Annotated in this window: 19 protein-coding genes; 11 read left to right on the top strand and 8 right to left on the bottom strand. The window is 65.5% G+C overall.

Annotated elements, in window-relative coordinates; translation table 11 throughout:
* Window positions 1-45 precede the first annotated feature (45 nt).
* Genes bcsE through BC1002_RS05315 form a run of 6 tightly spaced genes read left to right on the top strand, consistent with a single transcriptional unit; the run spans window position 46 to window position 7,396 of the window.
* Window positions 46-2,004 carry a cellulose biosynthesis protein BcsE gene (bcsE, locus tag BC1002_RS05290; RefSeq protein ID WP_013089034.1) on the top strand — a complete coding sequence of 653 codons (1,959 nt, stop codon included), beginning with the start codon at window positions 46-48 and terminating at the stop codon, window positions 2,002-2,004.
* Complete coding sequence (locus BC1002_RS05295) at window positions 2,001-2,213, top strand: hypothetical protein (protein ID WP_013089035.1); 213 nt, start codon at window positions 2,001-2,003, stop codon at window positions 2,211-2,213. Before bcsE ends, BC1002_RS05295 begins: the two co-directional genes overlap by 4 nt.
* Window positions 2,210-2,995 (top strand): cellulose biosynthesis protein BcsQ, encoded by a 786-nt coding sequence (gene bcsQ, locus BC1002_RS05300; protein WP_013089036.1) that lies wholly within the window; start codon window positions 2,210-2,212, stop codon window positions 2,993-2,995. Before BC1002_RS05295 ends, bcsQ begins: the two co-directional genes overlap by 4 nt.
* Entirely contained in the window at window positions 2,992-5,523 is a 2,532-nt protein-coding gene (bcsA, locus tag BC1002_RS05305; RefSeq protein ID WP_013089037.1) for a UDP-forming cellulose synthase catalytic subunit, read from the top strand. The genes bcsQ and bcsA overlap by 4 nt, the downstream gene beginning before the upstream one ends.
* 50 nt (window positions 5,524-5,573) lie before the next feature.
* Complete coding sequence (gene bcsG, locus BC1002_RS05310) at window positions 5,574-7,145, top strand: cellulose biosynthesis protein BcsG (protein WP_013089038.1); 1,572 nt, start codon at window positions 5,574-5,576, stop codon at window positions 7,143-7,145.
* The gene (locus tag BC1002_RS05315) at window positions 7,142-7,396 is read left to right on the top strand and encodes a hypothetical protein (protein WP_013089039.1); all 255 of its coding nucleotides are present in this window, start codon (window positions 7,142-7,144) and stop codon (window positions 7,394-7,396) included. The genes bcsG and BC1002_RS05315 overlap by 4 nt, the downstream gene beginning before the upstream one ends.
* A 16-nt stretch (window positions 7,397-7,412) precedes the next feature.
* Here the strand turns inward: BC1002_RS05315 and BC1002_RS05320 are convergent, their stop codons facing one another.
* Window positions 7,413-8,042, bottom strand: coding sequence for a LysE/ArgO family amino acid transporter (locus tag BC1002_RS05320; protein WP_013089040.1), 630 nt, complete (start codon window positions 8,040-8,042; stop codon window positions 7,413-7,415).
* Between the two features lie 116 nt (window positions 8,043-8,158).
* On the opposite strand from BC1002_RS05320, the gene BC1002_RS05325 reads away from it, so the two are divergent.
* Window positions 8,159-9,052 carry a LysR family transcriptional regulator ArgP gene (locus tag BC1002_RS05325; protein WP_013089041.1) on the top strand — a complete coding sequence of 298 codons (894 nt, stop codon included), beginning with the start codon at window positions 8,159-8,161 and terminating at the stop codon, window positions 9,050-9,052.
* 22 nt (window positions 9,053-9,074) lie between these two features.
* Here the strand turns inward: BC1002_RS05325 and BC1002_RS05330 are convergent, their stop codons facing one another.
* Window positions 9,075-10,025: a LysR substrate-binding domain-containing protein gene (locus BC1002_RS05330; protein WP_013089042.1), complete on the bottom strand. Its 951-nt coding sequence runs from the start codon at window positions 10,023-10,025 to the stop codon at window positions 9,075-9,077.
* Between the two features lie 117 nt (window positions 10,026-10,142).
* Between BC1002_RS05330 and BC1002_RS05335 the strand changes: the two genes are divergently transcribed.
* Both BC1002_RS05335 and BC1002_RS05340 read left to right on the top strand, forming a co-directional pair.
* The gene (locus BC1002_RS05335) at window positions 10,143-11,315 is read left to right on the top strand and encodes a M20 aminoacylase family protein (protein WP_013089043.1); all 1,173 of its coding nucleotides are present in this window, start codon (window positions 10,143-10,145) and stop codon (window positions 11,313-11,315) included.
* Between the two features lie 60 nt (window positions 11,316-11,375).
* Window positions 11,376-12,767 (top strand): MFS transporter, encoded by a 1,392-nt coding sequence (locus BC1002_RS05340; RefSeq protein WP_013089044.1) that lies wholly within the window; start codon window positions 11,376-11,378, stop codon window positions 12,765-12,767.
* Between the two features lie 140 nt (window positions 12,768-12,907).
* Here the strand turns inward: BC1002_RS05340 and BC1002_RS05345 are convergent, their stop codons facing one another.
* Entirely contained in the window at window positions 12,908-13,420 is a 513-nt protein-coding gene (locus BC1002_RS05345) for a hypothetical protein (protein ID WP_152852245.1), read from the bottom strand.
* Between the two features lie 431 nt (window positions 13,421-13,851).
* Between BC1002_RS05345 and BC1002_RS05350 the strand changes: the two genes are divergently transcribed.
* Window positions 13,852-14,409, top strand: coding sequence for a glycine zipper domain-containing protein (locus BC1002_RS05350; RefSeq protein WP_013089046.1), 558 nt, complete (start codon window positions 13,852-13,854; stop codon window positions 14,407-14,409).
* A gap of 236 nt (window positions 14,410-14,645) precedes the next feature.
* On the opposite strand, the gene BC1002_RS05355 is transcribed toward BC1002_RS05350, so the two are convergent.
* Genes BC1002_RS05355 through BC1002_RS05375 form a run of 5 tightly spaced genes read right to left on the bottom strand, consistent with a single transcriptional unit; the run spans window position 14,646 to window position 19,227 of the window.
* Window positions 14,646-14,987, bottom strand: coding sequence for a cytochrome C oxidase subunit IV family protein (locus BC1002_RS05355; RefSeq protein ID WP_013089047.1), 342 nt, complete (start codon window positions 14,985-14,987; stop codon window positions 14,646-14,648).
* A gap of 8 nt (window positions 14,988-14,995) precedes the next feature.
* The gene (locus BC1002_RS05360; protein ID WP_013089048.1) at window positions 14,996-15,703 is read right to left on the bottom strand and encodes a heme-copper oxidase subunit III family protein; all 708 of its coding nucleotides are present in this window, start codon (window positions 15,701-15,703) and stop codon (window positions 14,996-14,998) included.
* Window positions 15,700-16,311 (bottom strand): cytochrome c oxidase subunit 3, encoded by a 612-nt coding sequence (locus tag BC1002_RS05365; protein WP_013089049.1) that lies wholly within the window; start codon window positions 16,309-16,311, stop codon window positions 15,700-15,702. Before BC1002_RS05365 ends, BC1002_RS05360 begins: the two co-directional genes overlap by 4 nt.
* Window positions 16,308-18,068, bottom strand: a complete 1,761-nt coding sequence (gene ctaD / locus BC1002_RS05370) for a cytochrome c oxidase subunit I (RefSeq protein WP_013089050.1) — start codon at window positions 18,066-18,068, stop codon at window positions 16,308-16,310. Before ctaD ends, BC1002_RS05365 begins: the two co-directional genes overlap by 4 nt.
* Window positions 18,069-18,081: 13 nt before the next feature.
* A complete protein-coding gene (locus tag BC1002_RS05375) occupies window positions 18,082-19,227 on the bottom strand; it encodes a c-type cytochrome (protein WP_013089051.1) in 1,146 nt (381 codons plus the stop codon).
* Between the two features lie 330 nt (window positions 19,228-19,557).
* On the opposite strand from BC1002_RS05375, the gene BC1002_RS05380 reads away from it, so the two are divergent.
* On the top strand, window positions 19,558-20,067 hold the full coding sequence (locus BC1002_RS05380; protein WP_013089052.1) for a hypothetical protein: 510 nt from the start codon (window positions 19,558-19,560) through the stop codon (window positions 20,065-20,067).
* Window positions 20,068-20,335 lie beyond the last annotated feature (268 nt).

The raw sequence follows: 20,335 nt of genomic DNA on the forward strand, positions 1-20,335 counted from the left end.
GTGAACACCGTTTCGAATCCAACCCACACTCCCGTGCGCGCTTTCATGCGACGCTGGCTGCGCATGTTCGGCGGCACCGGAGCGCAGCGTCGCGCACAGCAGGTCGGCCGTCTCGCGATCGAGGCCTTGCCCGACGCATGGGCCGCGCTCGAAGCGGGCAAGCTGTATGCGATCTATGCGGCGCCGCGGGCGCCGGGCGTCGACACGCTGATCTGGGAAAGCGCGCGCACCGCGCTCACCCGCGACGTGACGGTCGTGCTCGCGCGTGAGCGCGCGGCGGTTGCCCAGCGTTTGCGCGAATTGGGCTTTAGCGCCGACGCGCCGGCCGCAGGCTGGCCGCGCAATCTGAACGTGCTGGCGATGCCCGGCGTCGATCGCGCACAAGAGTCGGAGCAGCAAGCCGGCAGCGCCGCGACGCACGGCAAACTGTTCGGCGGTCTGCGCGCGCTGAAGCGCTTCGGTTTTCGTGCAGGCGCGCTGTATTTCATCGAAGGCGCCGAGCGCTGGTTCAACTGGCACGACGCCGCCGCGCTCGCGCGCGAAGGCCGCATGCTCGCGAACTGGTGCGCGGCACGGCGTATCACGCTGGTGCTGCTGCTCGGCGTCGATGGAAATGGCGAAGACGATTCACTCGATACACGCGGCGCGCCGGACGGCGTCATCGATGCATCACGCCGCAACGCGTTCCATGCGGCATGCGCGGGCGTCGCACGAATGGAGCGCACGCACGGCGAGCTGCTGTGGCATGCCGACTTCTGGCGCGCGGATCGTACGCTGGTGACGGGCGAAGTCCGCTCTCTGCGCTTTACCGATAGCGGCCACCTCAGCGTCGCGCCCGATGCGCCGGACGGCAATGTTGCGCGCGGCGAACGTCTGCTCGCGCGCGACGAACAGCGTGTCGTCGTGAGCCGCGCGGTGGTGCGCGGTCACGAGGCGTGGCTGCCGCCGCATTGGGAAGTGTGCGCCGATCAGGCTGCGGTGCTGAGCGCGTGCGCGCATGCGCAGGCCGCGACCGTGGTGCTCGATTACGCGGGCGGCGCGCAACTCGACGCGTTGTGCGCGACGGTTCATGCGCTGCGCCGCCAGGCCGGGCGCGCGCTGAAGATCGTCGTCGTCGAGCGGGGCGAAGTGCTGCGCCATCAATACGAGCTGCTGGTGCTGACGCTCGGCGCGAACCTCGTGCTCGGCCGCGATCTGCCGTTCTCCCGCATGCAGTCGCTGCTGCAGTCGTTGCAGGGGCAGCTCCATACGCGGCCGGTCGCCGCCGACTATCGCAGCGCATTGAGCGCCGCGTTGAGCGACGACGTGCGCGGCTATCTGCCGGCCGGCGCGTTCTGCGAGCGCGTGCGCCTCGTGCTCGCACGCAGCGGCGTGCTGCAGTTGCCGCATGTGCTCGTGAAGCTGACGTTGCTGCCGCAATGCGCGCACGTCGACGTGCTGAAGCACTGCGTGCCGCGCCGCGCGGGCGACGTGCTGACCGTCGATGCGTCGCATCTGTATGTGTTCCTGTTCGCCTGCCGGCTCGCCGATGCGGACGCCGCGCTGGCGCGGATCATCGATGTGCCGGTCGAACAGCTCGCGGATACGTCGGGCGTCGATACGCTCGTGCATTTGGCGGAGCAGAGCATCGGCGCCGAACTCGACGCGCTGGACGCGGCCAACCGGCGCAATCGGATCGCCGATTACAGCGATATGTTCGCGGCGTCCATGCGTGATGGCGCGCCGTCGCGCTCATCGCTCGCCGCAACGCAGGACGAAGCCGCGCACGTGGCCGCTGTGCAACTGGCGCGGGTGGAAGAGGCGTTGGTTAATGCGCGTGCCGAGCTGGAAGCCGACACCGAGGTGCCGACGAGCGCGGCCGCGCCAACGTCTGCGCGAACCCGGCCTGCCGAATCGACCGAAGCGGAGCCGCTCGCTACTGAGCGCCGCCCGGCCCAACCCACGCCGCCGCGCCGTCGCGCGGAACCCAGCGCGATGCCGGTGCGCGCGAGGAGCATCGAATGATCGAACTGGTTCTGATGTGTTTCGTCGCCGGCATGGTCGTCGCGCTGCCGGTGTGGATCGTCTGGCAGCGCGTCGGCGCACGGCGCGCTCTCACGGTCATGCGCGGCTTCGATCCGCGCGACGCGGTGCCGTGCGAGATCGAGCCGGTCGCGCTGCGCGCGCGTCTGTTGCCCGCACTCGATACGACGCACGACGAGGTGGCGCGATGAAAACGATCGCCGTCGTCTCCACGGCAGGCGGCACCGGCCGCACCACCTTGACCGCCGTGCTCGCGGTATTGCTCGCGCGCCGCGGCCGCCAGGTCGTCGCGCTCGACTTCGATCCGCAGAACATGCTCGGCGCGCAGCTCGGCATCGACGCTCTCGCGGCGACCGGTCTGTCGCAGGCGCTGCTCGATGCGGACACCGCATGGCATGCATCCACGTGGCGCAACGCGGACGGCGTGCTGTTCGTGCCGTACGGCGCGGTGTCCGCCGCGCAAAGCACGCAGTGCGACGCACGCCTCGCCGCCGATCCGCGCTGGCTCGCCGACGCGCTCGCCGAGCTCGATTTGCCGCGCGATGGCGTCGTGCTGATCGATACCGCGCGCTATCCGTCGCAGCAGGCCGAGCACGCGCTGCGTTGCGCGGACCTCGCGCTGTGCGTGACGCCGCCCGAACCGACCGCCTGCGCGACGCTGGTCGCGCGGCTCGGAGCGCTGCGCGATGCGAGCGCGCAGCTGCGCATCATCGTGAACCGGCTGAACCCCGCGCGCGACATGCAGCGCGACGTGCTGGCGATGCTCGGCGCGGCGCTCGGCGAAAAGCTGCCGCTCGCGCAGCGCGTGCATCTCGATGTCGCGCTGCCCGAGTCGTTCGCGCGCGGCACCTGGCTGTTCGACGACGCCCCGCATTCGCAGGCGTCGCACGATCTGCAGGGGCTCGCGAATTGGCTCGACACGTGGCTCATCGAGGCCACGGCGCCGCTCGATCGGCGGGACGGCGGCTCATGAGCGAACGGGAAACGCGTTCGTTGCGCACGCTTGCGCTCGACTGGCTTGCGCGCGGCCTCGGCGTGCCCGCGACTCGCACGCCGCTCGACTGGTTCGTGCGGCTGTTCTTCCAGCCGCCCGCGCCGGGCAAGCCCGATTACGCGCGCCGCTGGATTCGCGCGATCGTGCTGCATTTCGCGCTGCAATGGGGCGTGCTCGAACCGCATCGACTGCGCGCATGGCTGTGGCGCGCGCTCGTGCGCGCGCCGCGCTCGTCGTCGAGCAGTGCTGCGGCGACAGTGCGGGCGCTGGCCGCGTGGATCGACCGTTGGCTCGTGCCGCTGTGGTTGCTCGGGCGACGCGCACGCGAGCGCGTCGACGCGCTGCTGGCGAGCTTGCCGTGGCAGCGCTGGGGCACGCACCTCGAAGACGCGACGCAGCGCGTCGGTCATATTCGCTGGCTGCTGCCGTTGATGGTGGTCGCGGGTGTGGGTTCGTGGGCCTTGATCGGCACGTCGCCGTTGCAGTCCGACGGTCAGTTCGAATTCTTCGCCGTGCTCGTGATCATCGCGCTGATCGTCAGACGCTTTCCGGGCCGCATGCCGGTGCTGATCCTGACTACGCTCGCGATTCTCGCGATGGTGCGCTACGTGTGGTGGCGCGTCACCCAGACACTGTCGTTCCAGACGCCGGGGGAGGCGATTCTGGGCTATCTGCTGTTCGGCGCGGAAGCGTATACATGGGTGATTCTGCTGCTCGGTTTCGTGCAGACCGCGTGGCCGTTGAAGCGCGCGGTCGCGAAGCTGCCCACCGATACGTCGAGCTGGCCGACGGTCGACATCTATATTCCGACCTACAACGAACCCCTGGCCGTCGTGCGGCCCACCGTGTTCGCCGCGCAAGGCATCGACTGGCCCGCCGACAAGCTGCGCGTCTATCTGCTCGACGACGGCCGCCGCGAAGAATTCAGAGCCTTCGCGCAGGCCTGCGGCATCGGCTATCTGACGCGCGACGACAACCGTCACGCGAAAGCCGGCAACATCAATAGCGCGCTCGCCCGCACGCAGGGCGAGTACGTCGCGATCTTCGATTGCGATCACGTGCCGACGCGCTCGTTCCTGCAAACGACGATGGGCACGTTCCTGCGCGACGCGCGCTGCGCGATGGTGCAGACGCCGCATCACTTCTTTTCGCCGGACCCGTTCGAGCGCAACCTCGGCACGTTCCGCCGTGTGCCGAACGAGGGCAATCTGTTCTACGGGCTCGTGCAGTCGGGCAACGATCTGTGGAATGCGTCGTTCTTCTGCGGCTCGTGCGCGATCCTCAAGCGCGATGCGCTCGAAGAAGTGGGCGGCATCGCGGTAGAGACCGTCACCGAAGACGCGCACACCGCGCTGAAGCTGCACCGGCGCGGCTACACGACCGCCTATCTGCCGACCGTGCAGGCCGCCGGTCTCGCGACCGAAAGCCTCGCGGGCCATATCCAGCAGCGCACGCGCTGGGCGCGCGGCATGGCGCAGATCTTTCGCATCGACAATCCGTTCATCGGCCGCGGGCTGGGCTTTTTCCAGCGGCTCTGCTACGGCAACGCGATGCTGCACTTCTTCTACGGCGTGCCGCGGCTCGTGTTCCTGACGATGCCGATGGCCTACCTGTTCTTCCAGATGTACTTCATCAACGCATCGGCGACGACGATCGCCGGATTCGTGCTGCCGTACATCGTGCTCGCGAATCTCGCGAATTCGCGCATGCAGGGCAAGTACCGTCACTCGTTCTGGGCCGAAGTCTACGAGTCGGTGCTCGCGTGGTACATCGTGCTGCCGACCACGATCGCGTTCTTCAGCCCGAAGCACGGCAAGTTCAACGTGACCGACAAGGGCGGGCGCATCGGCGAGGGCTACTTCGACTGGTCGACGTCGAAGCCGTACCTGGTGCTGCTCGCGCTGAACAGTGGCGCACTCGCGGCCGGTGTGTACCGACTGATGTTCGGGCAGAGCGGCGAAACGGCGACGATCCTGATGAACGTGTTCTGGACGCTCTACAACCTCGTGATGCTCGGCGCGGCCTCGAGCGTCGCGCGCGAGGCGAAGCAGGTGCGCGTCACGCATCGCATCGCGATGCGCGCGGCGGCGACGCTGCTGCTCGCGGACGGCTCGACGCTCGCCTGCACGACCAGCGACTACTCGACCGGCGGCCTCGGTCTCGACGTCGAGCCGGGCTTGAATCTCGCGCCTGGCGACAGCCTCGGCGTGTGCCTGAGCCGCGGCGATCGCCAGTTCCATTTTCCGGTGTACGTGAGCCGCTGCGTTGGCCGGCACCTCGGCGTGCGCTTCGACGGCCTCACGCTCGAACAGCAACGGCAGCTCGTGCAATGCACGTTCGGCCGCGCCGACGCGTGGCTCGACTGGCATGAGCAAACCAGCGAGGACGCGCCGCTGCGCGGTTTGAAGGAAGTGCTCGCGATGGGCGTCGAAGGCTATTCGCGACTGTGGGGCGGGCTCGCGCGTGCCTGCGAGACGCTGCTCGCGCTCGACCGCACCCGCTATTGATACAGCCTGCGCGCATCGTGCCGCGCGCAGGCCAATGAGAGAACCTGTCGATGACTTTGTGGAACCTGTACTTCATCCTCAAGCTGTACCTGTTCGCGGGCGGCCATCTGCAGCCGCTGTGGCTCGCGAATCTCGGCTTCGCGCTCGCGCTCGTCGTTACTTCGACGCTGCGCCGGCGCGCGCTGCGCATCGTACGCAACCTCGCCGGCCTCGCGCTCGGCGTGCCGCTGGTGTACCACGAGGCGAACGTGCCGCCGTTCTCTCGTCTGACCGAGGAGTTCGGCAATCTGACCACTTTCAGCTACGGCTACTGGCTCGAACTGGCGCAGCGCTTCTTGCCGCCGATGCTGCTGCTCGCCGCGCTGGGTGCGCTCGTCGGCTATCTGATCGTGAATCGCTGGGTGCGCGTCGCCACCTTCGTGCTGATCGCGCTGGTCGCGATTCCGCTGTGGCACGAGGGCGGGGTGGTGCTCGCGCAATTGCGCGGAGCGTCTGCGAACGCAGCGGCGAATGCCGGCGCGAATGGAGCGAACAACCCGCTCGCCGCGCAGCCGCTCGACCATAACGCCGCACTCGCCGCGTTCCGCACGCAGGAGTCGCAACGGCAGGTGAGCTTCGGCCATCTGGCCGCCGATCCGAACGCGCAGTTCGACGTGATCGTGCTGCACATCTGCTCGCTGTCGTGGGACGATCTCGATGTCGCGAAGGCGCGCAATCATCCGCTGCTGTCCCGCTTCGACTATCTGTTCACGAACTTCAGCACCGCGGCGAGCTATAGCGGGCCGGCCGCGATTCGCGTGCTGCGCGCAAGCTGCGGCCAGCAGGCGCACGCGGACCTGTACAAGAACGCGCCGCAGCAGTGCTACCTGCTCGCCGATCTCGCGCAGGCCGGCTACACGCCGCAGACGATGCTGAACCACGACGGCCACTTCGACAACTTCCTGGAACTGATCCACGACAACGCCGGCGTGCCGAACGTACCGCTGATTCCCAACACGAGCGTGCCGGTCGCGATGCATGCGTTCGACGGCTCGCCGATTCGCGACGACTACGAGACGCTCGCCGCGTGGTACGCGCAGCGCGCGAGCATCGCGGGGCCGGTCGCGCTGTACTACAACACGATCAGTCTGCACGACGGCAACCGGCTGCCGAACAGCAGCCTGACGAGTATCGATTCGTATCCGCTGCGCGTGAACAAGCTGATGAGCGACTTCGACCGCTTCGCCGATCTGATCGCGTCGTCGGGGCGGCGCGCGGTGATCGTGTTCGTGCCCGAGCACGGCGCGGCGCTGCGCGGCGACACGAACCAGGTCGCGGGCCTGCGCGAGATTCCGACGCCGCGCATCGTGCATGGGCCGGTCGGCGTGCGGGTGGTCGGCTTCCAGGGCAGTCATGGGTCGACCACGGTGATCGACGATCCATCGAGCTTCCTGGCGCTCGCGCAGCTGCTATCGAATCTCGTGTCGAACAGCCCGTTCAAGCCGGGCGTGAGCCTGTCGCAGTACGCGACGAATCTGCCGCAAACGCAGATGGTCGGCGAAAACGAAGGGACGGTGACGATGAAGACCGCCTCCGGCTACGTGGTAAAGACGCCGGACGGCGTGTGGGTGGACGGCAAATGACGAACGCGCGCAATACGCCGAAAAACACTACGCACGGCGGCTGGCCCGTCGACGATATCAGCGGCCTCGCGTTGCGTCTGCCGGAGGTGGAGGCGGGCAGCTATTTCGATGCCCAGGCGAAGGAGGCTTACGAGCAGTCGCTGCTGAAGTGGCCGGTGCTCGCGCGGCTGATGAATCTCGTGCCGCGCGACGACGCCGAACCCGATGCGCTTGCCGCGCAACGTGCGCCGCAAGAATCGGGCGTGAAATAAGGCCTGCGTCGAACGCTCAATGCAGTTGCGTGGCCGCCAGCAGCAACACCATGCTGCCGATCGCGCCATCCAGCACACGCCACGCGGTCGCGCGGCGAAACAGCGGCGCGAGCATGCGCGCACCGTAACCGAGTGCGACGAACCAGACCGCACTGACCGTCATCGCGCCGAGCGCGAAGGCGGCCTGCGCGCCTTCCGGCTCGCGCGCGCCGGCCGTGCCGATCAACAGGAACGTGTCCAGATAGACGTGCGGATTGAGCCACGTCAACGCGAGTGTCATCATCACGATCGACAGCGCGCGTTGCGCGGGCGGCGCTTGATCGGCGGCCGTGCCGTTCGAGCCATCGAGCCCGCCCTGTTCCGGCCGCATCGCGCGGCGCAACGCGCTGATGCCGAACCACACGAGATACGCGAGACCGACGTAGAGCATCACGTGCACGAAGCGCGGGTAGCGCTTCATCAGCACGGCGGCGCCGCCGACACCCGCGCCGATCAGAGTGAAATCCGACAGCGTGCACAACAGCACGATCTTGCCGACGTGCGAGCGCATGATGCCCTGCCGCAGCACGAACGCATTCTGCGCGCCGATCGTCACGATCAGCGATGCGCACAGCGCCGCGCCGTGGGAGAAAGACAGCCAGTTCATAAATGGTCCGAAAAATGAAAGCAGTGGGGATAGACGTGAAATGCCAGAGGCGCTAGTCTGCGTGATCGGGTCGCATAAGAGAACCTAATTTATTTAATGCAGATTAAGGAGCGCTAATGCTCGACTACGCCTTGCTCGACGCGCTGGCCGCCGTGGTCCGTCACGGCTCGTTCGACCGTGCCGCGAGCGAGCTCAATATCACGCCGTCCGCGGTGTCGCAGCGCGTCAAGCTGCTCGAGGAGCGCGTCGGCAGCGTGCTCGTAAAGCGCGGTCAGCCGTGCGTCGCGACCACCTCGGGCGCGCTGCTGTGCCGCCACACCGAGCGCGTGCAACTGCTCGAAGCGGAGCTGAACGGCCGCCTGCCGACACTGCCCGGCGCGCTCGTCGAGCAGTGGCCGGCTCTGCGCGTCGCCGTCAACGACGACAGCGTCGGCACCTGGTTCATCGACGCGGTCGCGCCATTCTGCGTCGAACGTGAGATGCTGCTCGACCTCGTGATCGACGACCAGGACTACACCGCGCAGCGCATCCGCGACGGCAGTGTGCAGGGCGCGATCACGACGCAGGCCGAACCGGTGCAGGGTTGCCGCTCGACGCGTCTGGGCCGCATGCGATACCTCGCGGTATGCTCGCCGGCGTTTTTCGCGCGCTATTTCGCGGACGGCGTCACGCGCGACAGCCTGCGGCGCACGCCGTGCGTCGACTTCAATCCGAAGGATCAGCTGCAAAAGCGCTTCATGCGGCGCATCACGCGCGCGGAGATCGATCCGCCGCTGCATTGGATTCCGCACGTCGCCGGCTTTATGCGCGCGTGCGTGATGAGCCTCGGCTGGGGTATGTGCCCGGAGCGGATGGTCGCCGGGCATCTGCAGCGCGGCGAACTGGTCGAGGTCGCGCCGGGCAAGCATATCGACGTCGATCTGTACTGGCAGAGCTGGCGGCTGTCGATCGGCTGGCTCGACGATTTCAGCGCGATGCTCAGAAAGCGGGCGGGCGAGTTTCTCGATTGACCACGCGGCGGCGCGCCAACCGCTACAGCATCAGCTCGATCGAATGAAACAGCCGGCGCTGCTCGGGGTCCGGCGAGCGCGCGCCTGCGTCGATCGTCTCGCGCAGGCAGTCGAGAAAGCAGGCGGCCGCCGGGCTCGTGGGCGCGCCGCGCCGCGACGTGATGCTGATGATGGTTTCGTCGAGCGTTTCGCGTAGCGGCAGCGCCCACAGGTTTTCCTTCGCGCGTATCGCCTCGACGAGCGGCCACGGAAAGATGCTGACCATGTCCGTGTGCGCGAGCAGGCCCAGCACGATCGACAGCGAATGCGCGAGCACGATCGTGTGCGGCACCCGCATGCCGCGCTTGACGAACAGGTTGTTCGACATCGACTCGCGGCTCGCCGGGTCCCAGTTGAGGATCCATTCCTCGTCTTGAAGGTCGAGCAGCGTGCGGCAACCGGCCTTCGGATGATCGCGCCGCGCGACCACCGCCGCATGCGTCGAAAAGAGCGGCGCGTTCTGAAACTCCGACTGCGGCGACGCGGGCGGCGGCCGGCCGATCGAAAAATCGAGGCTGCCGTCGCGCAGACGCGGCTGCACGACCGCGAGCAGGCCTTCGAAAAATTCCAGTTGCACGTCCGGCATCCGTTCGCGAAAACGCCGCACGGCGGGCGGCAGAAAGGTCAGCGCGACCCACGGCGTGACGCCGATCGACAGCTTCCCGGCCGCGGCTCCGCGCAGCGCGTCGATCTCGGCTTGTGCGCGCTGCAACTGGCCGAGCACGAGCCGCGCATGCACGACGAGCGCGCGGCCGAACTCGGTAAACGCGACACCGCTCGCGCTGCGCACGATCAGCGGCGCGTGCAAATCGGCTTCGAGTTCGCGCATCGCCTTGGTCACGGCGGCCGGCGACAGCCCCAGCGAGCGGGCGGCGGCCCGGATACTTCCGGTATCCGCGATCGCGGCCAAGGTATTGAGCTGATGCAGTTTCATGCGTATCAGGAGTATGAAAGGCGGCAACCAGTGGTTGGCACCCGCAACGATTCTACGCCTGCCTGTCGAAATTCGGCACGGCTATGCTCGGTTCACGCTGACATGGAGACAGACGGCATGAACACGATGGTCATTCCGGCGGGCATCGCCGAGATCGAACAGGAAATGGTCGCGCTGCGACACCGCATCCACGCGCACCCGGAGCTCGCCTACGAGGAGTTTGCGACCGGCGATCTGGTCGCCGAACGTCTGCGGGAGTGGGGTTACAGCGTGCATCGCGGCTTGGGGCAAACGGGTGTGGTCGGGCAGCTGAAGGTCGGCCACGGCACGCGCCGGCTCGGCCTGCGCGCCGACATGGACGCGCTGCCGATCCACGAGACCACCGGCCTGCCGTACGCGAGCAAGCTGCCCGGCAAGATGCACGCATGCGGTCACGACGGCCACACGGCGATGCTGCTCGCCGCAGCGAAGCATCTGGCGCATGAAAAGAGCTTCGACGGCACGCTGAATCTGATCTTCCAGCCGGCCGAGGAAGGGCTTGCCGGCGCGAAGAAAATGCTCGACGACGGCCTGTTCGAGCGGTTCCCCTGCGACGCCGTGTTCGCGATGCACAACATGCCGGGCTTTCCCACTGGCAAGCTGGGCTTCATGCCGGGGTCGTTCATGGCGTCGTCGGATACGGTGATCATCAAGGTGATCGGCCGCGGCGGTCATGGCGCGGTGCCGCACAAGGCGGTCGATCCGGTCGTCGTGTGCGCGCAGATCGTGCTTGCGTTGCAGTCCATCGTTTCGCGCAACATCGCGCCGCTCGATATGTCGATCATCACGGTCGGCGCGATTCATGCGGGCGAAGCGCCGAACGTGATTCCCGAAACCGCCGAGATGCGCCTGTCGGTGCGCGCGCTGCGGCCCGAGGTGCGTGACCATCTGCAGCAGCGCATCACCGAGGTCGCGACCGGGCAGGCGGCCGTGTTCGGCGCGCGCGCCGAGGTCGACTATCAGCGCCGCTACCCGGTGCTTGTCAACGATGCGGCCATGACCTCGCTCGCGCGCCAGGTTGCGCTCGATTGGCTCGGCGAAGACGGGCTGATTCGCGACATGCAGCCGCTGACCGGCAGCGAGGACTTCGCGTTCCTGCTCGAGCGCTGCGCGGGCAGTTATCTGATCATCGGCAATGGCGACGGCGAGGGCGGCTGCATGGTCCACAACCCCGGCTACGACTTCAACGACGCTTGCCTCGCGACCGGCGCGGCCTACTGGGTCAAGCTCGCGCAGACGTTCCTCGTTTGACGCGGCGACGGCGCGCGAGCGCGTTGCCCCGGCAGCACCAGGATAATGATGGAGACACAGATGGACTATTCCGCCACACCGCGGCCCGCAAGCGCCAACGGGCTCGATGCGCTCGATGCGCTCGATGCGCAGCGCCTCACCGATCAACCTCAAAAGCGCGTCGGCCATGCGAAGGCGATCGCCGCGATCACGCTCGGCAACGGCCTCGAGTTCTTCGACTTCACGATCTACAGTTTCTTCGCGACGATCATCGGCAAGCTGTACTTCCCGGTCGAGGGCCAACTCGTGCAACTGATGCTCGCGGTCGGCACGTTCGGCGTCGGCTTCATCATGCGGCCGGTGGGCGGCATCGTGCTGGGCGGCTACGCGGACCGCGCGGGACGCAAGGCCGCGATGAGCCTGACGCTGTGGCTGATGACGCTCGGTTCCGCGATCATCGCGTTCGCGCCGACCTATGCGGCGATCGGCGTCGCGGCGCCGCTGCTCGTGATTCTCGCGCGGCTGATCCAGGGCTTCGCGCTGGGCGGCGAGGTGGGCGCATCGACGGCGCTGCTGCTCGAATACGGCAGCGATCGCACGCGCGGCTTTTACGGCAGCTGGCAGTTCGTGAGCCAGGGGATGAACACGGTGGTCGGATCGCTGCTCGGCGTCGCGTTGGCCGCGACGCTGTCGCCGGCCGCGCTCGAAAGCTGGGGCTGGCGCGTGCCGTTCGTGATCGGCATGGCGATGGGGCCCATCGGCATCTATATCCGGCGGCATCTCGACGAGACGCTGCCGGGTGTCGAAGATGGCGCGGCAGCGGCTGGTGAAATGGGTGCGCAGCGCGCTTCGCAGCCTCCGTCGCTGCCGGTCCGCGACCTGTTTCGCGATCACGCGCGCTCGATCACGACCGGCGTGCTGACGACGATCGGCGGCACCGCGGCGAACTATATCGTGCTGTTTTATCTGTCGACGTACGCGATCCGCATCCTGCATCTGCCGATGGCGACCGCGCTGTGGGCCGCGTGGACCGGCGCGGTCGTCACGGTGATCTGCTCGCCGTTCGCCGGCGCGCTGTCCGATCGGGTAGGGCGCAAGCGCGTGCTGTGGGTATCGCGCGTGTTGCTGATTTTCGCCGTCTATCCGGCGTTCATGACAATCAATGCGTCGCCGACGGTGCCGGTGCTGCTCGCGGTGGTCGCGGGCCTCGCGCTGCTCGTCACGTTCACCGCGGTGCCGAACATCGTGATGCTGCCCGAGCTGTTTCCGCGCGCGATTCGCGCGACCGGCATGTCGATCGTGTACTGCCTCGGCGTGTCGATTTTCGGCGGCTTCGCACAGTTCTTCGCGACCTGGCTGATTCAGGTTTCGGGCAGCAATCTCGCGCCGGCGTGGTATCTGATCGGCTGCGGCGTCGTGTCGTTGCTGCCGTTGCCGTTGATGCGCGAGACCGCGGGCAGGGCGATCGATTAACGTGACGGGGACTGCGGTCGGCTGTAAAAAAGAGGCGTGATATTTCGATCGCGCCTCTTCTGTCATTTGCACCGCGGTGTCAAAACGAACGCCGCGCATCACCGGTGAATTCGTGACCTGCTCGTTTGAGTGCGACCGGACTACGACGGGCCGCCCGCGTCCGCCCTGACCCTGTTGCGCTCCAGTCTCATGTACAGGTTCGCGACGCAGATACCGAAGACGATATGAACGAACAGGCTGGCGCCGTTGCGCGCTTCTGCAAACCACGGAAAAAACTGTGTCATGCCGTAGAAATTGATCAGGTAAACGACTACGGCGAAAGCGCCACCCGCCAGTGAAGCCATTCCCATGCTCGAGTCAAGCTTGAATGACGTCATGATCAGACCGAGGATAAGCGCCAATACGATGGCAAGGCCAAAATGCACCACAAAGGCCGCGAGCACGATGCCAATTGAGAATGATTGCGGCGATTGCAATGCGCCTCGTCCCAGCATGATCGCGGCGACCATGCGTGGGGGCTCCAGCAGACTTCCGCCCGTCATCACTGCCATCAGGACAACGCCTAACGCCAGGAACACAGCCCCCGCGATGACGCCTGCCAGCACGGCTGCCCGCCAGTCGGGCAGGCCGTGTGTGAATTGATGGGAACCCATGTGAAGTTGCACGATTTTTCTCCCGATTGATTCGGATAATTCATTCTAGTTCTCTGTGTCGCGAGATTGATAGCGCCGCGTGACTATCGTCAGCCCGAGGAATGATCTTCGTTCTGGCGACTACGTGGCGTGCAGTCGTGTCAGCGGATCGATAATTAATCTTTTAACTGGCAGTGGAGGATCAAATGCCTTGCTGTCTGCTTTCGGCAACGGCCGCAAGCTATCCGTTCGGTGTGCGCGAAAGTGATCAACCAGAACGGCGGCAAAGGCGTAGTGTTACATAGCGGACTGTTCACAGTGGACGGAATGGAACCCGATTGCGGCACCATGGCATAGTCCCGGCGCGTGCCACCGCGTGCACCTTTGCCTCGGCACGGGTGAGGTGGGGCGGCATAGTCTGCTACCGCTAGTCAACGATGGAAGGAGGCCACATGTCACTCATCGTCGCAGCACGCTTTACGACATTCCCCGCCGCTGAAGACGCGGCGCAACGGCTCTTCAATGCCGGTTTCGTCGAGGAGGACGTCACCCTGTTTTTCGTCAATCCGCCCGGCCAGCACGCACGTTTTCAGCCCGGCGGTGGTACCAGCACCGACGCAAACGCGAGAGAGGCGCCGAAGGGTGCCGAGATAGGCGTCACGATTGGCGCAGCGGTTGGCGCCGTGCTCGGCGTCGGGATCTTCGCGGTGTTTTCGGCGCCGCTCATCGTGTCGCTGATCGCAGCCGGGGTGAGTGCGTATGTCGGTGCATTGGTCGGCGCGATGATGCGCACGCAGGAAGCCAGCGACGAAGAAATCCGTGATTCCGGCGTGCTGGTGGCCGTACACGTGTCGCCGGACAACCAGTTGGACGCCGCACGGGTGCTGCGCGATGCGGGAGGCGCGGCGATCGAACGCGCGACCGGCAACTGGCAACAAGGGCGGTGGGCCGACTTCGATCCGCTCAAGCAGCCTGTGCCGCTCAGCGAATTCAGTGAGAAGCACGCCTGATTTGAAGGTGTCTTTCGCTGAAATTTTCAGCGAGCCAGGAAACATGAACGGCCCGGCATTTGTCGGGCCGTTTTGTATTTGGAGCGGTACGTTCCAGGCACGCCCCCGTGCAAGTCTCCGGCGGCGGATTCCATGCTCGACGAAACCGGTGGAAGTATTGAATGGTTACGAACATTGTTTCCGTGCCCGGGCGCTGAACGCAACGCCCGTCACCTGAAGAACGGCCGGCGAAGAGATCAATGGAAGAAGAGTTCGCGCATGCCGAAGGTGTGATGCGCTTCGGCAGCCATCAGCACCAGCAGCACCAGCAGGCACAGGGGCGGTATCAGGATCGCGTAGACCAGCGCCAGCCGCTCCCACATCATGTGCATGAAAATCGACACGATCAGCCCAGCCTTGGCGATCATCAGCACGATGATCAGCGTCCAGCGCAGCAGGCCCTGCACGTGGAAGTAATCCACCATGTACGACAACGTGCTCAGCACGAACAGCAGGCCCCAGATCTTCAGGTAAATGCCGATCGGATGCTGCTGGCCGTGCGCGGCGTCGGGTCGATGGGCGAGATCGGTGTGGTCCATGGTCTGCCTCACCACAAATAGAACAGCGCAAAGATGAACACCCAAACCAGGTCGACGAAGTGCCAGTACAAGCCGGCAATCTCCACGATCTGGAAGTTGCCGTGCTCGGTGAACCCCGGCTGCAGGATCTTGCGTCTTATCAGCAGCAGGTAGATCACACCGCAACTCACGTGAAAGCCGTGGAACCCGGTGATCATGAAAAAGCACGCGCCAAACTGCGCCGCGCCCAGCGGGTTGCCCCAGGGGCGGATACCTTCATGGACGATCAGCTTGGTCCATTCGAAGGCCTGCATCGACACGAAGGTCGCGCCCAGCAGCGCGGTCGCCAGCAACAGTTGGGCGGCGCGCCTGGCGTTGCGCCGGTAGCCAAAGTTGACAGCCATCGCCATGGTGCCGCTGCTGCTGATCAGGACGAACGTCATGATGGCGATCAGCAGCAAGGGCACGTCCACGCCGAAGACAGTGAGCCCGAACACCTTGGAAGGGTCGGGCCACGGCACGGTGGTCGACATGCGCACCGTCATGTAGCCGATCAGGAAACTGCTGAAGATGAAGGTGTCCGACAGCAGGAAGATCCACATCATCGCCTTGCCCCACGGCACCTTGAAGGCCTCGCGGTCGGCCGACCAGTCGGTGACGATGCCGCGCCAGCCGTCAGGGCCGGCGTCGGTGGGCGGGGTGACAGCGGATTCGGTCGGGAGCGTGGGCGTGGTCATGGCGCAGCTCCATACAGCGGCCCGCAGATGGCGGCGACGAACCCAGGGGTGATCCACCACATCGCCGCCAGCAGCACGAGCCAGACAGCCAGCAGGAAATGCCAGTAGATGGCGCACAGCGCGATGGCGCGCTGGGTCCGGAAGGGGTTCCCGCGCTGCAGACGCGCGATCGTCACGGCCCAGGCCACCAGCCCGCCCACCACATGCAACCCGTGCAGGCCGGTGAGCAGGTAGAGGAAGCTATTGGAAGGATTGACGGTGACAGTCTGCCCCGCCGCCGACAGCATGCGCCACGCGGTCAGTTGTCCGATCACGAACACGGCCGCGAGCACACCGCCGGACAGCAGCCACGCCGCGCGGTGCATGGTAATCCGCCGGGCGCGCTGCATGGCGATGCTTGCCAGCACCAGCGCGCCGGTGTTCCACCACAGCAGAGCCGGATGCGGGATCGGCTGCCAGTCGGGCTCGCGCATGCGCATCGCATACGCGAGCAGCAGCAGTGAAAACAATGTCGTTGCCACCGCCATGAAGATGATCAGGCCGATGCGGCTCGCATTCGGCAAGACAGGCGGCGCGTCAGGAACGAAGGAGCGGCGCAGTGTAGTCATTCGCTTGCCTCGCCGGGTTGCAGCGTCGGGTGGGCCGGTGCCGGTTCAGGCGCAGTCTCAGGCGGCTGATTTTGCGGGACGAAGTCTTCCGCGCGCCCCGGCGGGCTGTATTCGTACGCCCAGCGGTAGACGACGGGCTGCACGGCGCCCCAGTTGCCGTGCACGGGCGGCGTTTGCGGCGTCTGCCATTCCAGCGTGGTGGCTCGCCACGGGTTGCCGTCGGCACGCTTGCCGCGCACGAGGCTCCACACCAGGTTGTACAGGAACAGCAACTGCGCCGCCGCAACGATCAGCGCAACGACGGTGATGAACGTGTTGAGCGTCTGCGCCGAATGTGGAATGAAGCTGTAGCCCTCATACTGGTAATACCGCCGCGGCATGCCCAGGATGCCGAGATAGTGCATCGGGAAGTAGATCGCATAGGTGCCGACGAAGGTAACCCAGAAGTGCACGCGCCCGAGCGTGTCGTTGAGCATGCGGCCCGTCACCTTCGGAAACCAGTGATAGATGCCGCCAAACACCACCAGGATCGGCGACACGCCCATCACCATATGGAAGTGCGCCACCACGAAGTACGTGTTCGACAGCGGAATGTCCACGCTCACGTTGCCGAGGTAGAGCCCGGTTAGCCCACCCAGGACGAAGGTGCTGATGAAGCCGATGGCAAACAGCATCGGCACGGTCAGGTGGATATCGCCGCGCCACAGCGTCAGCACCCAGTTGTAGACCTTGAGAGCGGTCGGAACGGCGATGATGAGCGTGGTCGTGGCAAAGAAGAAGCCGAAGTACGGATTCATGCCGGCGATGAACATGTGGTGCGCCCACACCACGAAGCTCAGCGCACCGATGATGATGATGGCCCATACCATCATCCTGTAGCCGAAGATGTTCTTGCGCGCGTGGGTGCTGATCAGGTCCGACACGATTCCAAAGGCCGGCAGCGCGACGATGTAGACCTCCGGATGTCCGAAGAACCAGAACAGGTGCTGGAACAGCAGCGGGCTGCCGCCGGCATGCTTGAGCGTCTGCCCCATCGACACCACGGCCGGCACAAAGAAGCTGGTGCCGAGTGTCCTGTCGAGCAGCATCATCACCGCCGACACGAACAGCGCCGGAAACGCCAGCAGCGCCAGAATGGTCGCCGCGAAGATGCCCCACACCGTGAGCGGCATGCGCATGAGCGTCATGCCGCGCGTGCGCGCCTGCAGCGTGGTGGTGACGTAATTCAAGCCGCCCATCGTTGCCGCGACGATGAAGATCGCCAGCGACACCAGCATCAACACGATGCCCCATTCCACGCCCGGCGTGCCCGGCAGGATCGCTTGGGGTGGATACAACGTCCAGCCCGCGCCGGTCGGCCCGCCTGGCACGAAGAAGCTCGACACCAGCACCAGCACGGCTAGCAGGTAGACCCAGTAGCTCAGCATGTTGAGAAACGGGAACACCATGTCGCGCGCGCCCAGCATCAGCGGTATCAGGTAGTTGCCGAAGCCGCCCAGAAACAGCGCCGTCAGCAGGTAGATCACCATGATCATCCCGTGCATCGTGACGAACTGATAGTAGTGGTTGGCGTCGATGAAGCTGAACTTGCCCGGAAAGCCGAGCTGCAAGCGCATCAGGTTGGACAGGACAAGGCCGACCAGGCCGATGGCGATGGCCGTCAGCGAGTACTGCACGGCGATGACCTTGTGGTCCTGGCTCCAGACATACCGGGTCCAGAAGCTTTGCGGGCCGTGTTCGGGGTGCGCGTAGGTCATTGCGTCTGCTCCGCTAGGGTTGGGCTGCGCTGGTGGCGGCCGAGCCGCCTAGCGATTGGATGTAGGTCACCAGCGAGGTCAGCTCCTGCTCGCTCAGGTCGAACTTCGGCATGATGGGTGCGAAGCCCTTCACGACGCGGGCCGTCGGGTTGCGGATGAAGGCGCGCAGATAGGCTTCGTCCACCTTCGCGGTGCTGCCGTCGGCCATCGTTTCGGTCTTGCCGTACAGGCCCTTCCAGGTGGGGCCCACGCGCGGACTGCCGTCCACGGTATGGCAGGCGAAGCAGCCCTTGGCTTCTGCGAGCGTCTTGCCCTGGTTGGCGAGCGCCTGGGCGCTGCCGCCTGCAGCGGCGGTTGCGGCCTGCACCCTGGCCTGCTGCTGCGCGAACGTGCTCTGCTGCGCCAGCCAGCGCGAGAACGATGCTTCGTCTTCCACTACCACCACGCCGCGCATGTTGGCGTGCCCGAGACCGCAAAGCTGCGCGCACAGAATGTCGTAACGCCCGGCCTTGGTCGGCGTGAACCAGAAGGTGGTCACCATGCCGGGCACTATGTTCATGCGCGCGCGGAACGGCGGTACGTAGAAGTCATGCAGCACGTCGCGCGACCGTGTCAGGACCTGGATCGGCCGGTTCAACGGCAGGTGCACCTCCGGTGTCTCGATCAGGTAGTTGTCACGGCCGTTGGGGTCGCCGGGGTTCATGCCGAAGGGGTTGTCGTTGCTGATGTAGCGAACGTCCGTCGTGCCCAGCTTGCCGCCGGGGCCGGCAAAGCGGAAGCGCCATTGCCATTGCTGGGCGAACACTTCCATCTGCAGCACGTTGGACGGCGGCCGTATGTAGTCCGCGTAGACGAAGAGTCCCGGTGCCAGCAACGCTGCCACGCCTACCGAGGTCAGGCCGATCAGCCACCATTCCAGCCGCCTGTTGTGCGGCTCGTAGTCAGCGCGATGACCCTTGCGGTGGCGGTAGCGCAGCAATGCGATCACGATGAACAGGTTGATCGCGATGAAGAACACGCCGGTAATGACGAGCGTGATCGTCAGCATGTCGTCCATGCGCACCCAGTTCGAGGCGATCGGCGTGGTCCACCACGGGCTGGCAAAGTGAAACCCCACCGCCAATACGATGATCAGGAACAGGGCAATCGCAAGCGACATAGGTCACCTCGCTGCGCGTCACTCGCTGGGAGCCGCTAACAAAAGGCTCCAGGCGTCGGCGCCGCCTTGCCGTACTTCGGTACTGTCCGCGCCGGCACGTCTTTAGACCAAAGGTAGTCCTCTCCTCTGCATCGTGCAAGGCTGCGCAAGGGGAAGTGCGCCCATGTATAGGGCGGATGAATGGAGGGGTCGCTTACTGCGATGCAATGCAAAACGGCCGTCTCCTGCATCGATTTCCCAGGCCAACTACGCCCTCCTGATGGCACGCGGCAGGGGTACGATAAACAGCATCGACCCGTTGGGGGACTCCTTGATTGATGGAGAGCCGACATGAGACGTCTTTATTTCCTCGTACCTGACACGACAACGGCGAAGGCGATCGTAGACGACTTGCTGCGGGCGCGGATCACATGGCGACATATCCATGTCCTCGCGAATCACAGTGTCGCACTCGAACAGTTACCTGAGGCATCCTTACTGCAAAGCAGCGACGTCGTGCACTCGCTAGAACGCGGCGTGGCGCTCGGCGGTGCGACCGGCGCGCTTCTCGGCCTCGTGGCACTGGTGTTTCCTCCCGCGGGGCTCACGATTGCGGGCGGAGCCGTCGTCGCATTGACGTTGACAGGTGCCGGCTTCGGGGCCTGGACGGCCACGATGATCGGCGTCGACGAACCGAACGCACGACTCGAGCGCTTTCGCGGCGCCATACGTGACGGCCAGATCCTGATCATGGCCGACGTGCCCGGATCGCGCGAACAGGAGATCGAGCAAATGGTCGCGCATCATTTTCCGAAGGCCGATCTCGAAGGTGCGGAGCCGACGACCCCGATCTTCCCCTGAGAAGCAGTCGAGACGAGGCCATCGGTGCCCCTTGCAGTGAAGCCTTCAGAGGGGAACCGTGAGGTTTGCAGGAAGGGGGAGCCGCGGCCTTGTTTCGTCACGTTCCGGACAGCCATGAACCTTGCCGCCCAGGTCGGGTTCAATCACGATTGCCTGCAGGTCGTCCTTCGTCACGACTTTCTTGAACGTGTGTATTTCTCGAAGAGCCGGCACAAAAGAAATCTACAAACCGCAGACCGAATCGTTCCAGCTCACGAACACGGCGACG

It is taken from the genome of Paraburkholderia atlantica (genome assembly GCF_000092885.1).
Classification (GTDB): domain Bacteria; phylum Pseudomonadota; class Gammaproteobacteria; order Burkholderiales; family Burkholderiaceae; genus Paraburkholderia; species Paraburkholderia atlantica.